Origin of the sequence: Sphingopyxis sp. PAMC25046 (assembly GCF_004795895.1) — a bacterium.
GTDB lineage: Bacteria > Pseudomonadota > Alphaproteobacteria > Sphingomonadales > Sphingomonadaceae > Sphingopyxis.
Genome location: NZ_CP039250.1, coordinates 4,427,919 through 4,441,540, shown reverse-complemented (window position 1 = coordinate 4,441,540; position 13,622 = coordinate 4,427,919). Strand labels below are relative to the sequence as shown.

13 protein-coding genes are annotated in these 13,622 nt (G+C 66.9%); 6 read left to right on the top strand and 7 right to left on the bottom strand.

Annotated elements, in window-relative coordinates; translation table 11 throughout:
- Positions 1–3 precede the first annotated feature (3 nt).
- Together E5675_RS21085 and E5675_RS21080 are read right to left on the bottom strand one after the other, a co-directional pair.
- Positions 4–261: a hypothetical protein gene (locus E5675_RS21085; protein WP_037557465.1), complete on the bottom strand. Its 258-nt coding sequence runs from the start codon at positions 259–261 to the stop codon at positions 4–6.
- 54 nt (positions 262–315) lie between these two features.
- Positions 316–1,314, bottom strand: coding sequence for an adenosine kinase (locus E5675_RS21080; RefSeq protein WP_136176208.1), 999 nt, complete (start codon positions 1,312–1,314; stop codon positions 316–318).
- A gap of 109 nt (positions 1,315–1,423) precedes the next feature.
- Between E5675_RS21080 and E5675_RS21075 the strand changes: the two genes are divergently transcribed.
- On the top strand, positions 1,424–2,107 hold the full coding sequence (locus E5675_RS21075) for an EI24 domain-containing protein (RefSeq protein WP_136176207.1): 684 nt from the start codon (positions 1,424–1,426) through the stop codon (positions 2,105–2,107).
- Positions 2,104–2,478, top strand: a complete 375-nt coding sequence (locus E5675_RS21070) for a hypothetical protein (RefSeq protein ID WP_136176206.1) — start codon at positions 2,104–2,106, stop codon at positions 2,476–2,478. Before E5675_RS21075 ends, E5675_RS21070 begins: the two co-directional genes overlap by 4 nt.
- 31 nt (positions 2,479–2,509) lie before the next feature.
- On the opposite strand, the gene queG is transcribed toward E5675_RS21070, so the two are convergent.
- Positions 2,510–3,562 (bottom strand): tRNA epoxyqueuosine(34) reductase QueG, encoded by a 1,053-nt coding sequence (gene queG, locus E5675_RS21065; protein ID WP_136176205.1) that lies wholly within the window; start codon positions 3,560–3,562, stop codon positions 2,510–2,512.
- A 49-nt stretch (positions 3,563–3,611) separates the two neighbouring features.
- Between queG and E5675_RS21060 the strand changes: the two genes are divergently transcribed.
- The 4 genes from E5675_RS21060 (at position 3,612) to msrB (ending at position 7,725) form a co-directional block, all read left to right on the top strand.
- Positions 3,612–4,586, top strand: a complete 975-nt coding sequence (locus E5675_RS21060) for an ATP-binding cassette domain-containing protein (RefSeq protein ID WP_136176614.1) — start codon at positions 3,612–3,614, stop codon at positions 4,584–4,586.
- Positions 4,583–5,872, top strand: coding sequence for an ABC transporter permease (locus E5675_RS21055; RefSeq protein ID WP_136176204.1), 1,290 nt, complete (start codon positions 4,583–4,585; stop codon positions 5,870–5,872). The genes E5675_RS21060 and E5675_RS21055 overlap by 4 nt, the downstream gene beginning before the upstream one ends.
- Before the next feature lie 88 nt (positions 5,873–5,960).
- Positions 5,961–7,196 (top strand): cytochrome P450, encoded by a 1,236-nt coding sequence (locus tag E5675_RS21050; RefSeq protein ID WP_136176203.1) that lies wholly within the window; start codon positions 5,961–5,963, stop codon positions 7,194–7,196.
- Positions 7,197–7,239: 43 nt separating this feature from the next.
- Entirely contained in the window at positions 7,240–7,725 is a 486-nt protein-coding gene (gene msrB, locus E5675_RS21045) for a peptide-methionine (R)-S-oxide reductase MsrB (protein WP_136176202.1), read from the top strand.
- A gap of 3 nt (positions 7,726–7,728) precedes the next feature.
- Here the strand turns inward: msrB and E5675_RS21040 are convergent, their stop codons facing one another.
- From E5675_RS21040 to E5675_RS21025, 4 genes are all read right to left on the bottom strand, one after another.
- Entirely contained in the window at positions 7,729–9,570 is a 1,842-nt protein-coding gene (locus E5675_RS21040; RefSeq protein WP_136176201.1) for a hypothetical protein, read from the bottom strand.
- Positions 9,567–9,998 carry a GtrA family protein gene (locus E5675_RS21035; RefSeq protein WP_136176200.1) on the bottom strand — a complete coding sequence of 144 codons (432 nt, stop codon included), beginning with the start codon at positions 9,996–9,998 and terminating at the stop codon, positions 9,567–9,569. The genes E5675_RS21040 and E5675_RS21035 overlap by 4 nt, the downstream gene beginning before the upstream one ends.
- Before the next feature lie 23 nt (positions 9,999–10,021).
- On the bottom strand, positions 10,022–11,557 hold the full coding sequence (locus tag E5675_RS21030; protein WP_210727580.1) for an NAD(P)/FAD-dependent oxidoreductase: 1,536 nt from the start codon (positions 11,555–11,557) through the stop codon (positions 10,022–10,024).
- A 65-nt stretch (positions 11,558–11,622) separates the two neighbouring features.
- A complete protein-coding gene (locus E5675_RS21025; protein WP_136176199.1) occupies positions 11,623–13,455 on the bottom strand; it encodes a hypothetical protein in 1,833 nt (610 codons plus the stop codon).
- Positions 13,456–13,622 lie beyond the last annotated feature (167 nt).

Here is a 13,622-nt window from a genome sequence, read left to right as displayed (position 1 = left end):
GGTCTAATCGACCGCCTTCTGCGCCGCGTCGCCGACATCCTGCGCGGCGTCGCCGACCTGCTGTGCGGCTTCGCTGATCGCGCCGCTCTCGGCCTGCTCGCTCGCAAGGAACTGATAAGCGAAAAAGGCCGCGACCAGGATCGCGACGAGCAGGATCAGCCCGATGCCGATCCCCCCGCCGCGGCGCGGTTCGCGGTCGATAACCGTGGTGGTGTGCGTCGTCCCGTCGGGATCGCGCGTCGTGTGGATTTCGTCGGCCATGTGGACCTCCTCTGCTTGATGCCGCATAGGACGCCCGGACCCGCGCGAAGGTTCCTACCCCAGCCGCGCCGCGACCTTCGCCTTGAGGTCGGTCTGCGCGCGCGGGCCGACCTGCGCGATGATCTCGCGCGCACACACCGCGCCCATCGTCAGGCAATCGCGCATCGACCGACCTTCCGCCAGGCCCGCAAGGAAACCTGAGGCAAACAGGTCGCCGGCGCCGGTGGTGTCGACGACCTGGTCGATCGGCTCGGCGCCGACCTCGGTGCGCTCGCCACCCTGCAACGCGATCGCGCCGTGCGCGCCGCGCGTGACGACGAGCAGCGGCACCTGCGGCGCGATCTTAGCGACCGCGGCTTCGAAATCGTCGGTCTCGGCCAGCGCCTGGATTTCGACCTCGTTCGCGAAGAGGATGTCGAAAAGCCCTTCGCCGATCAGATTACGGAAATCGGCGCCGTGGCGGTCGATGATGAAGGCGTCCGAAAGCGTGAAGGCGACCTTGCGCCCCGCCGCGCGCGACACATCGATCGCGCGCCGCATCGCCGCGCGCGACAGTTCGGGATCCCACAAATAGCCTTCGAGATAGAGGATTTCGGAATCGGCGATCCACTCCTCGTCGATCATCGCCCTATCGAGCAGGTGGCTCGCGCCCAGAAAGGTGTTCATCGTGCGCTGGCCGTCGGGGGTGACGAGGATCAGGCAGCGCGCGGTCGGCGCGCCCTCCTTGAGCGCCGGAGTTTCATAAGCGACGCCCAAAGCGCGCAGATCGTGCGTGAAGACATGGCCGAGCTGGTCGTCGGCGACCTGCCCGATGAAGGCGCAGCGTTCGCCGAGCGCCGCCATGCCCGCGAGGGTGTTCGCCGCGCTGCCGCCCGACACTTCGACCGCCGGGCCCATCGCCGCATAGAGCCGCTCGGCCTCTTCGGCGTCGATCAGCCGCATCGACCCCTTGGTCAGGCCTTCGGCGGTGATCAGCGCATCGTCGGCGCGGGCAAGAACGTCGACGATCGCATTGCCGATGGCGACGACGTCGAAACGGGCGGTGGAGGCCATGGAAAATCCTGTGCTGGTGGGAAAAAGCTGCGCGCGCTTTAGGGACGACGGCGCGCCAACGCAAGCGCGGGCGCTTGACGCGCGGCGCGGCGCCGCACATTCCCGCACCATGGCCCGCGCCGCCCACGCTTTCCTGCTCGCGCTGCGAGACCTGCCTCACCCGCGCGTACTCCGCGTCCTCGCGCAAAGCCTCGCACTCACGCTCCTGCTCCTCGTCGCATCGGGCTCGGCGATCTTCTTCGGCGCGCGCTGGGCGCTCGCGCACTGGAAGTGGCTCGACGGCGCGCAGCTCGACATGGCGGGCGTGCTGATCATCCTCCTGATCATTGCCGGAAGCTGGCTGCTCTTTCGCGCGGTCGCAATCGTCGTCATCGGCCTCTTCGCCGACGGCATCGTCGCCGGTGTCGAGGGACGCCATTATCCCGCCGCGGCGGCGCGCGCGGTCGACGTCGGCTGGCGGCAGAATATCCGCCTCGCGCTCGCCTCGCTCGTCCGCCTGATCGGCGGCAATCTGCTCGCACTCCCCGTCTATATCCTGCTGCTCGCGACGGGGATCGGAACGCCGGTCTTCGCGCTCTTCGTCAACGCGCTGCTGCTCGGCCGCGATCTCGAGGCGATGGTGCTCGCGCGCCACCCGGACCGCTCGCGCTTCGACCGGCCGGCGCGCTGGTCGCTCGGGCTGCTGTCCGCCGCAAGCTTCGTGGTGCCCGTCGCCAATTTGTTGGCGCCGATATTGAGCGCCGCTATGGCCGTGCACATGCTGCATCTCGGCAAGGGGGACCCCGAAATATGATCGATAACCGCCGCCTCGGCGCCGTAGCCATGCTCGGCCTGACCCTCGGCGCCTGCGCCGGTCCCGCGATTCCGCGCGCGACCCCGCCGCGAACCACCGCGCCGCCGCCGACCGTGGTGCGACCGGTGCAGAATAATGCGCTGATCGGGAACAGCGCCGACGCGATCGGCCGCATGTTCGGCAAGCCGCGGCTCGACGTCACCGAAGGCGCGGGCCGCAAGATCCAGTACGCCGGCTCGAACTGCATCCTCGACGTCTATTTCTATGCCCCGCGCGCCGGCGCCGATCCGGTCGCGACGCATGTCGACGCGCGCACCCCCGACGGCCGCAACGCCGAGGTCGATAGCTGCGCGCAGGCGCTGCGGCGCTAGGATCTGTGTTGAGCGGCACCAATCAACGACGTCACGACGCCAGTTCGTGAAGCGCCCATAAGGCCGCATCGGCGACCATCGGCGATTCGTCCTTCGCCAGCCGTTCGAGTGCGGGCACGAAGTGCCCATCGCCGCTGTTCCCCGCGGCGATCGCCGCGTTGCGCACCATCCGTCCGCGCCCGATCCGCTTGATCGGCGACCCCGCGAAGACCTGCCGGAATCCTTCATCGTCGAGGTCGAGCAGGTCGCCGATCGACGGCGCCGCCAGTTCGGCGCGCGGCAGGAAAGCCCTGTGCCTGTGCGCGGTGTCGGCGAACTTGTTCCACGGGCAGGCGGCAAGACAATCGTCGCAGCCATAGATGCGGTTGCCGATCCCGCGCCGCAGCGCGACCGGGATCGGACCATTATGCTCGATCGTCAGGTAGGAGATACAGCGCCGCGCATCGAGCCGGTACGGCGCGGGAAAGGCGTCGGTCGGGCACGCATCCTGGCACGCCGCACAGCTGCCGCACGTATCGCGCCCCGGCACCGACTGCACCAGGTCGAGCGTCGTATAGATCGCGCCCAGAAACAGCCAGCTGCCATGCTCGCGGCTGACGAGATTGGTGTGCTTGCCCTGCCAGCCGAGCCCCGCCGCTTCCGACAGCGGCTTTTCCATCACCGGCGCGGTGTCGACGAACACCTTGACCTCGGCGCCCTTCGCCTCGCCGACAAGCCAGCGCGCGACGGCCTTCAGCGCCTTTTTGACGACGTCATGATAGTCGCCGCCCTGCGCATAGACCGAAATCCGCCCGCGCCCCGAATGCGCCGCCAGCGCGAGCGGATCGAGCGCGGGGGCATAGCTCATGCCAAGCGCGATCACCGATTGGACCTCGGGCCACAGCCCCTTGGGCGATCCGCGCTGTTCGGCGCGGCTTTCCATCCAGATCATGTCGCCGTGGCGCCCCTCGGCGAGCCATTGGTTCAACCGCGCGGCGGTCTGCGGCGCCGCGTCGGCGCGCGCGATCCCGAACGCCGCGAACCCATGTTCGCGCGCGACCGCTTCAAGGCGTTGTTCCAGCGAAGGCAAGGCTTCGGCAACCATTGGCGCTCTATACGCGAGCCGCCTCGCCGTGCCATAGCCTGGTATGGGAATGATTGGGGACCGGCATTTGAACGATTTCAGCGTCGAGGCGGACGGCCTCACCAAATATTTCGGCGATTACAAGGCGGTCGACCATGTCAGCCTCAGCGTGCCGGCGGGCAGCATCTATGGCGTGCTCGGTCCCAACGGCGCGGGCAAGACGACGAGTCTCAGGATGACGCTCGGCATCATCGACCCCGACGAGGGGACGAGCCGGCTGCTCGGCGGGCACCGGCCGCAATCGGTGCGCCACCGCATCGGCTATCTGCCCGAAGAGCGCGGGCTGTACCCGGGCATGAAGGCGCGCGAGGCGATCGCCTTCATGGGCGCGCTGCGCGGGCTCGACTGGTCCGAAGGGCGCCGCCGCGCCGCGACCTTCATGACCGAACTCGGCCTCGAACGCGTGATCGATTCGAAGATCCGCAAGATGTCGAAGGGCATGGCGCAGATGGTCCAGCTCATCGGCTCGATCGTCCACGCCCCCGACCTCATCGTGCTCGACGAGCCTTTTTCGGGACTCGACCCCGTCAACCAGGAACGGCTCGAAACGCTCGTCCGGCGCGAACAGGCGCGCGGCGCGACGATCCTCTTCTCGACGCATGTGATGGCGCACGCCGAGCGCCTTTGCGACCGCATCGCGATCATCGCGCGCTCGGCGCGGCGATTCGAGGGAACGGTCGACGAAGCGCGCGCGCTGCTCCCGATGCAGGTGCGCTACACCCCGCGCGATGCCGGCGATCCCGCCGCGGTCGCCGCGACCCTGCCCGCCGGCGCCGAACGGCGCGGCGACGCGTGGCATTTCGCGATCGAGGATGGCGGCGTCGAACCTTTGCTCGCCCAAATCACCGCGAGCGGCCATGGCGTCACCGGCCTGTCGATCAGCCGCCCGGCGCTCCACGACGCCTTCGTCCATATCGTCCGTCAGGTCGACGCGGGTTTCGACGCCGACGCCGCCGAAGATGCCATCGAGGAGGCGAGCGCATGACCCCCTTCATCCGCAATATGTTCGTAGTTGCGCGGCGCGACTTTCTCGCGATCGTCGCGACGCCGACCTTCCTCCTCTTCCTGCTCGCGCCGCTGTTCATGGTCGGCATGGGGCTTGCGGGCGGCGTCGGCGCGTCGCAGCTCGCCGACAGCGCGCGCGACAAGGGCCGCATCGTCGCGGTCGCCGACCCCGCCCAGATCGAAGCGCTGCGCGCCGCCGACACGCGGCTGCGCGCCGTAATGCCGCGCGAGCCCGCGTTGCTCGAACTGCGCGTCGCCGGTCCCGCCGCCGACCCCGTCGCGATCGCGCGCGAAAAGGGCAGCGACACCTATGCGGTGATGAGCGGCAACCTCGCGGCGCCGCGCATCGTCGAGCGCGAGGAGGGCAGCGGCTCGGGACGCTATCTCGCCCTGCTCGCGGGCGAGGTGCGGCGCGCCGAGGCAGCCGGCGACCTGCCGCCGGTGAACCCGCGCTTCGAAAGCCTGGCGAGCGGCGGCACGAGCATCGCGGTGCAACAGTCGCTCGGTTTCGGCGCGGTGTTCGTCATCTTCCTTCTGACCCTGCTCCTCGCGGGCCAGACCGTCAGCTCGCTCGCCGAGGAAAAGGGCAACAAGGTCATAGAGATCCTCGCCGCCGCGGTGCCGCTCGAAAGCGTCTTTCTCGGCAAACTGCTCGGCTTCCTCGGCGTCGCGGTGCTGTTCATCGCCTTCTGGATGGCACTCGCGTTCGGCGGCGGACTGATCGCCGCGACCCAGATGGACCCCGCGGCGATCGCCGCCGCAGGCAAGGCGGGCAAGGCGGCGACCGCGCTCGCCGCGACGCCCGCGACCGGCTGGCCCTTCTTCCTCGGCATCGGCTTCATCTATTTCGTGATGGCCTTCCTGCTGCTCGGCGCCGTCTTCCTCGGCGTCGGCGCGCAGGCGGCGACGGTGCGCGAGATTCAGATGCTCAGCCTGCCGATCACCATCTTCCAGGTCGGCATGTTCAGCCTGTGCGCTGCCGCCGCGAGCGCACCCGACAGCGGCCTCGCCCGTTTCGCTCAGATATTTCCCTTCTCCTCGCCGCTCGCGATGGCGGCGCGCGCCGCGACCGACGATGCGAAGGCGATCCACCTGCTCGCGCTCGGCTGGCAGGCGCTGTGGGTCGCGCTCGTCGTCTGGATTTCGGTGCGCCTGTTCCGCGCCGGCGTGCTCAGCAGCGGCAGCGGCTGGAAATTCTGGCGCGGCAAAAAAGCTGTCGCTGCGGCTGCGGCCGCCATAGAGGCCGCTTCGTCCCAGCCTCGTTGACAAAGCTGTAAACAGTGGCATCCTGCAACTGATCTGGCCGACGGCGGCAAGCGTCGCGGCGAGTCCCTTTTGAGGAGGAGGATGCCCGATGGCGACTGCAGCCGCGCCCCAGCCCGTCACCGACCGCTACGACATGAGCCCCGCGGCGATCTATTCCGAAGATCGCTGGCAGGAACCTTTCGCCGAAATCCGCAAGGCGGGCGGCATCGTCAAATGCGAGGACAGCGTCCACGGCCCCTATTGGAATATCGCCAGCCATCAGGCGATCCAGCATGTCGAGGCGCTGCCCGACATCTACAGCTCCTCGTGGGAATATGGCGGGATCACGATCCTCGAACGCGACGAGGATGAGGATTTCCGCCTGCCGATGTTCATCGCGATGGACCGGCCGCAGCACACCGAGCAGCGCCGCACCGTCGCGCCCGCCTTCACCCCCGCCGAAATGACACGGCTGTCGGACGATATCCGCCGCCGCACCGGCGAGGTGCTCGACGGGCTGCCGTGGGGCGAGACGTTCGACTGGGTCGACCGCGTGTCGATGGAACTGACGACGCAGATGCTCGCCCTGCTCTTCGATTTCCCGTGGGAGGACCGGCGCAAATTGACCGAATGGTCCGACTGGATGGGCGATGTCGAGCTCGCGCAAAAGGTCGAACTCAAGGAACAGCGCCGCGCGGTGCTCGAAGAAGCGTTCGTCTATTTCCAGAAACTGTGGATGGAAAAGCTGGGTCAGCCACCGACGCCCGACCTGCTGTCGATGATGCTGCACAGCGAAGCGATGCGCAACATGGACAAATATGAGTTCATCGGGAATCTCGTCCTCCTCATCGTCGGCGGCAACGACACGACGCGCAACACCATGTCGGGGCTCGCTTATGGGCTCGACAAATATCCCGACGAGCGCGCGAAGCTCGAGGCCGATCCCGCGCTCATCCCCAATGCGGTGAGCGAGATCATCCGCTGGCAGACCCCACTCGCGCATATGCGCCGCACCGCGCTCGCCGATGCCGACCTGTTCGGGCATCAGATCAAAAAGGGCGACAAGCTCATCCTCTGGTATCTGTCGGCGAACCGCGACGAGAGCGTGTTCGACGACGGCGACGCGCTGCGGCTCGACCGCGAGAATGCGCGGCGGCACCTGTCCTTCGGCTACGGCGTCCACCGCTGCGTCGGCGCGCGCCTCGCCGAACTGCAACTGCGCATCCTGCTCGAGGAAATGGCGGCGCGGCGGATGCGCGTGACGGTCGCGGGCGAGCCCGAACGCGTCCACGCCTGCTTCGTCCACGGCTTCCGCGCACTGCCGGTGCAAATCGCGAAATATTGACGCGCGCTTGTAACCCTGCCGCGGCGTCATACGTATCAAAGCCATGATCGAACGTCGTTACCTTCTCGGCGGACTCGCGCTCGGCGGCGCCATCATCGGCGCGCCGATGCTCTTCGCCAAATCGGCGCGGCCGAAAGCGCAGGCCGGTTGGCAGCTCAGCGACGCCGAGTGGAAAAAGCGCCTGTCGCCGCTTCAGTATCGCGTGCTGCGCGAAGCGGCGACCGAGCGCGCCTTCACCAGCCCGCTCGACAAGGAAAAGCGCGCCGGCACCTTCGTCTGCGCCGGCTGCGCGCTGCCGCTCTATTCGAGCAAGACCAAGTTCGACAGCGGCACCGGCTGGCCGAGCTTCTGGGCGCCGCTGGGGGGTGCGATCGGCACCTCGACCGACTACGACCTCGGCTATGCGCGCACCGAAGTGCATTGCCGGCGCTGCGGCGGCCATCTCGGCCATGTCTTCAACGACGGGCCGAAGCCGACAGGCAAGCGTTATTGTATGAACGGCGCGGCGCTCGCCTTCCGCGCCGCCTGATCTTTACTCGGGGCGCACCCGCCACACCGACAGCCCGGCGCGCGAAGCGATCGACACCGCTTCGAGCCAGGCGGGCGGCGTCTCCGCATAAAGCTGCGCGGCAAGTGAATCCTTCCGAGCAAGGCGATATTTGGTGAAATCGTTCGCGGTGCGGCAAAAGACGACCAGCGTCGCCTGCTGCCGCCGCACCAGCGACTGGGCCTTCGCCGGATCGCCGGCAAAGGCGCGGATCGTGTCGGCCATCGCGTGGCTGTTGCGATGATGCGGCGTCGCGACGAGGCTGTGCCGCGTCCAGAAAACCAGCGGCGCGCCGAGGTCGATCGGCGTCAGCAACACCGTCGCTTGCAGGTGATTGAGGTCGGCGATCGCCGCCGGGTCGAGGCAGTTCGCCTTGTAGGCGTTGACTTCGGCCTTCTCCGTCGCCGCGCGCTTCTCTTCCTCTTTGAGCGCGGGAACCAGCGGCGTCAGCACCGCCGCGACCGCCATGCTGCCGAGCAGCGGCAGCGTCAGCGCCGCCATCGCCGATGCGAGAATGCGCGGCACGGTCGACGCAATCGTCCGCGCCCGTGCCCAGGCGCACAGCCCGAGCCAGGCGCAGCCCGGCAAGGCGAAGAGATGCGCGGTCGATACGGTACGGAATACGAACAAGGACAGCGCCGCCGCGCCCGCGAGCGCGACGATGACCGTCGCCCAATTCCTGCGATCCGCCGCATCGGTGCAATCGCGCCAGGCGAGAATCGCCCCGGCGAGGCCGACGAGCGACGGCACGAGCACGTGAATCATGTCGTGCGGCTTCGCGACCCACAAAGGCTGGCCTTCGAGGACGCCCCGATACCAATATTGCACGACGACCGGGTCGAGCGCCGCGAAGGGACCGTTCGCGCATTGCGGTTCGGTCCAGACGAGCGCCCCCGCAGCCGCCACGCCGGCCAGCCCGAGCAGCGCAAAGCGGGCCCAGAGCGCAGCCGGATTGGCCCGTGCGGCGGCGAAACTCACCGCCGCCGCCGCGACGAACGCCGCCATATAGGGGGCGGAGAGCGAATCGCACCAAGTGCCGATGAGGCCCACCGGACCGCGAGTCACGAACTGGAGCAGGATCGCCCCGCCCGCGAGCGCGCCCATATAGCCGCAAAGACGCGCGCGATCGCCGTTCTTTCCGTTCAGCGCCCAGCGCAAGGCAGCAAGCCCAGCGAACAGCGCGACGACCGGCAGGCCTTCGATCGACACCGCGAGCAGCGCGGCGGCGAACAGTCCGCCGAGCAGCCCCGCCTGCCAGGCTGCGGGGCGCAGCGCTTGCGCCATCACCAGCATCGCGAGGAAAATCTGCCAGCCATGATGGTCGACGCGCAGCGGCCGGAACTGCACGAGAATATAACCCGACATGATCAGGAACAGCGGCACCACATAGGCGATGCGGCGGTCGGAGAGGTTGCGGTAACCGAGCGCGCACGCGACGCTCAGCGCCGCGCCGAGCAGCGGCGGCCACAGCGCCATCACGATCCGCTCGGCCATCGCTTGCCCGAACAAGGGCTTCAGCAGCAATATGCCCGCCGCGAGCGGCGCGTCGACGATCCGCGACCAGTGCATCAGCACCCCGCCGCCCGCCGGATTGACGCGATATTGCGCGAGATCCCACCAGCCTTGTCCGGCGAGCAGGTCGCGCACCTGCGCCATGCGCATCGCATCGTCGGTGTCGGAAAGGTCGAGCGCCCCGATCGCCTGCCATTTGGCGCCGATCGCGATCAGGCTCATCAAGCCCCACACGATCAGCGCGATGCGCGCGGGCGTGAACCAGGGGCCCAGCCGGATGCCGCCCGAACCGGAAGCGGGCGGCGTGTCGGTCACGCCGCGGCGGCCCTGAAGACGATATGGCGGCGCAGCAGATAGGTGGTCTGGAAACTCACGGCGATCGCCGCGAGCTTGGCGAGCCGGGGGTCTATCCCCAGCGCGCTGCCGCCGCCGACGATCGCGGTTGTGACCGCGAGGCCGACCAGCGCCGACCCGACGAAGAGCAATTTCTGGCGATGGCGTTCACCCGTGCCGCGCGCCGCGGCGCCGTCGGCGAAGACGAGCCGGCTCGAGATGATCCAGTGGACGAGAATCCCGGCGCAATAGCCGGTCGCCGACGCCGTCACCGGCGCCAGCCCGGCGTCGAGCAGCAGCAGGAACAGCCCCGCGTCGCTGCCGAGCGCCAGCCCGCTCGCGAGCAGATAGTTCAGCCAGCGGATCTCGCCGCGCCGCACCGACGCGATCAATTTGGCAATAGGTTGCATCGCGCGTCCCCCCGGCCGGATGCTCAGGCGGCCTTCGCGACGCGCGCCGGCACCTCGCGGACCGACGCCAGCGCCGCCTGTTCGCCCTCGGTGCCGCTCTCATGATATTCGGCATCCTCGTTGACGCCCCAGATATCATAGAGCTTCTCGCCCGCGACGATGTTGCGCACCGTCAGCATCGCGGTCATCATCGCATGATCCTGGTTGTTATAGCGGTGCATGCCGTTGCGCCCGACCATATGCAGCGTCGGGTAACGCGCTTCGAGCTCGCTCCGCATCGTCTCGACATGCGCGGCATAATCATCGTCATAGACGGGGTAGGCCTTTTCCTGCCGCACCACTGCGCCGCCGACGACATCTTCGGGATCGCAAAGCCCCAGGATTTCCATTTCCTTCGTCGCAAGCGCGACCAGTTGCTCGTCGCTCGCGGACCAGAGCCCGTCGCCCTCGAAACAGAAATATTCAAGACCCACGCACGCGATCGCAGGATCGGGCACCATTTCGGGCGACCAGCTACGGAAATTCTGCACCCGGCCGACCTGCACCTTGCTGTCGTGGATATAAATCCAGTTGTCGGGGAACAGATCCTCCGAACGAATCTTGAGCGCGACGGTCAAAAAGTCCCGATAGTTAAGCTTGGGCGCCGCGGTGAGCGCGCACGCCGGAAGCGGATGGATCCGCGCCGCGAGTTCGCGCATCGGCGCCGAGCTGATGACATGGCCCGCATCGATCACGACATCGCCGTCGGGTCCGGTCGCGGTCATCCGCCAGCGGCCGGTCTTCTGATCCTGCGTCAGCTGCTTGAAGCTGTACGCCATCAGCACATGGTTGCCGCCCGCGATCACCTTGTCGCGCGCCGCCTCCCACATCATGCCGGGGCCGAGGCGCGGATAGCGGAAGGTTTCGAGCAGGGTCTTGGTCGCCATGCCGTCATTGGGCTTTTTGTTGAGCCCGAGGCTGCGCTTCAACCCGTCGATCACCGCGCCGCCGAGGCTCAGCCCCTTGATGCGCTGCGCCGCCCAGTCGGCCGACATTTCGTCGCACGGCATACCCCACACCTTCTCGGTATAGGTTTTGAAAAAGATCGAATAAAGCTTCTGCCCGAACTGGTTGATCGTCCAGTCCTCGAAACTGCGCACCTTCTTCTTCGGCAGCAGCTTCGCCTTGGCATAGCTTATCATGCACAAGGTCGAGCGCACGACGCCGAGGTTCCACAGCGCCTCGAACGCCCGCAGCGGGTAGGAATAGAATTTGCCCTCGTAATAGATGCGGCTCATCCGCGGCCGCTCGATGAAATCGTCGGGCAAAATCTCGTTCCACAGCTCGACGACTTCGCGGCTTTTCGAAAAGAAGCGGTGCCCACCGATATCGAACCGAAACCCCTCATGCTCGACCGTCCGGCTGATCCCGCCGACATAAACCGGATCCTTCTCGATCACCGTCACTTTATACCCCTGCTGCGTCAGCAGATAGGCGGCGGTCAGGCCCGCAGGCCCCGCGCCGATGATGGCGACGTCGGCGCTCGTCGGACGATTTTTCGACACTTGGGCGTTGGTCACGTGAATATTCCCCCACACAGACAGATGCTGCCGGTCGCAATGGGGCAAACATGGCTAAGAACCGGTTAACGGGGTGGGGGATTTCGTGAGGATCGCGCGCTTTTTCCGGCGATATCGACGATACGATACACGTGGAAGCCGCCCGACGAGAGCTTCGCTTGCGGTTCGAGCCAATCTATCGGCCGCCGTTCCAGCAGATGGGCCGCCAGTCCGCGCGGGCTGACGCGGGCAAGCGGCGCCAGTTCATTTTCGCAAAATACAAGATATCGCGCATTCTGTGCGCCGACCAATCGGCGCGCGGCGTCCGGCGGTGCGAGAAAGGCCGACAGGACGCGGTTGATCGCGGCATGATTGCGATGATGCCCCGTCGTCACCACGCTGTGCGACGTACCGACCAGCAAGGTAGGCGCGATATGGATCGACGAAAAGAGAAGCGCGGGAGGCTCGTCGGCGAGCGCCAGGTCTCCCCGCGACAGGCAGACCGGAGTGCTGCCGCTTTCGGCCGACCGCGTCGTCAACAAGGACAGGTTGAAGCCCAGCGCGATATCGATCGTCGGCATCGACAGCAACAGCAACAGCGTCCCGCACAGCCGGCGCCATGGGCCGGGGCCGGCATCGCCCCAGCGCCAGAAGGCCACCGCCAATGCGGCAAAGGCCGGAATCATGAAGGCGTGGGCGACGGCGAGCGACCGTATCACCAACAGGGCCAGAATCGTGCTGCAAAGGATCAGCAACGCGAGGCGCATCCAGTTTTCGGCTTCGGGACGGCCGCGGGCCCGGCGGCAGGCCCAGACGGTCGCCGCCCCGCCGACGGCGGTCGCGAGGCTATACGCGATCATCCGCGCCGGCACCTGTTCCCAGAGGGGTCGTCCTTCGAGAATGGGTTCATACCAAAAGATGCGGACAAGGGGCTCGAGCTCACCGAAAGGCCCGGCGAGGCAGGGGGCGCCGGTCAGGCTGAAGCTTGCCGCAAACGCGACCCCCGCCGCCGCGACGATCGACACACGCCGCGCGAGCGAGCCGGTCCAGCGCGCCGGCGCCGTCAGGAAAATCAGAAAGACCGCCCCCGCCAGCGCAGCGGCGGCGATATAAGGCAGCGAAAAGCTGTCGCAAAAGACGCTCGACACATAATGGGTACCGCGCAGCGGCAACGACCACAGCGCCGGGAGCAGGACCATCCCCGCCGAAAAGCCGCGCAGTCGGCTCTCCCGCGCGGGGTCGCGCAACCAGTCGAGGACGAAGAGCGCCCAGAAAATTCCTAGGAAAGGAAAGCCTTCGAGCGAAATCTCGACATAGATGGTCGCGACGAAGGCCGACAGAAATCCGTTCGTAAAAGACGCCGGGCGCAGTGCGAGCCACAGAAGAACGACCGAAAGCAGCACTTGCCAATTGTGATGATCGATATTGAGCGGCGCGAAATGATGGAGATAGGTGATCGTTGTGGCCGCGATCGCAAGGCCGACAAGGACGAACGGCCGGTCGCCCAATATCTGCAATATCCGGGAGAAGACGAGCAGCAACGGCAACGCAAGCAGCGGCGGATAGGCCGCCAGCACCCATCGCTCGGCCGTGCGCGGGTCGACGATCAGGCTCAGCAGTTGGATCAGTCCAACGATGGGAGCATCGATGAACCGCGACCAGTGCGTCAGTCCGCCGTTGCCCGGATTCGTGCGATATTGCGTTGTATCGAACCAGCTCTGCCCGGCGATCAGGTCGCGCACCTGCACGAGACGCATCGCATTGTCGGGATCGGAAAATGCCAGCGTCGCGATGGCGTCGCGATGGATATACAGGCTGGCCGCAACGAAGCCCAGCCACAGGATCAGCGCCAGCCGATCGGGGGAAAGCGCGGAAAAGCGATTCCGGTCATCGGGCGTTTTCGCTGTCGGTCCGGCCATTGGTTTCTTCCTGTGGCCATTTTTCAGCCCGCCGTGCTCCCTATGCCACGGCGCGCTAAAAACCGGTTAATGTCGCGCTAGGGATATCAAAGACGGGGATTTTTCGCCGATGGGGCGCCGCGGGCTTGGGCGGCGGGCGGACCTCATGTAAACTTGCGCCGGCAAGG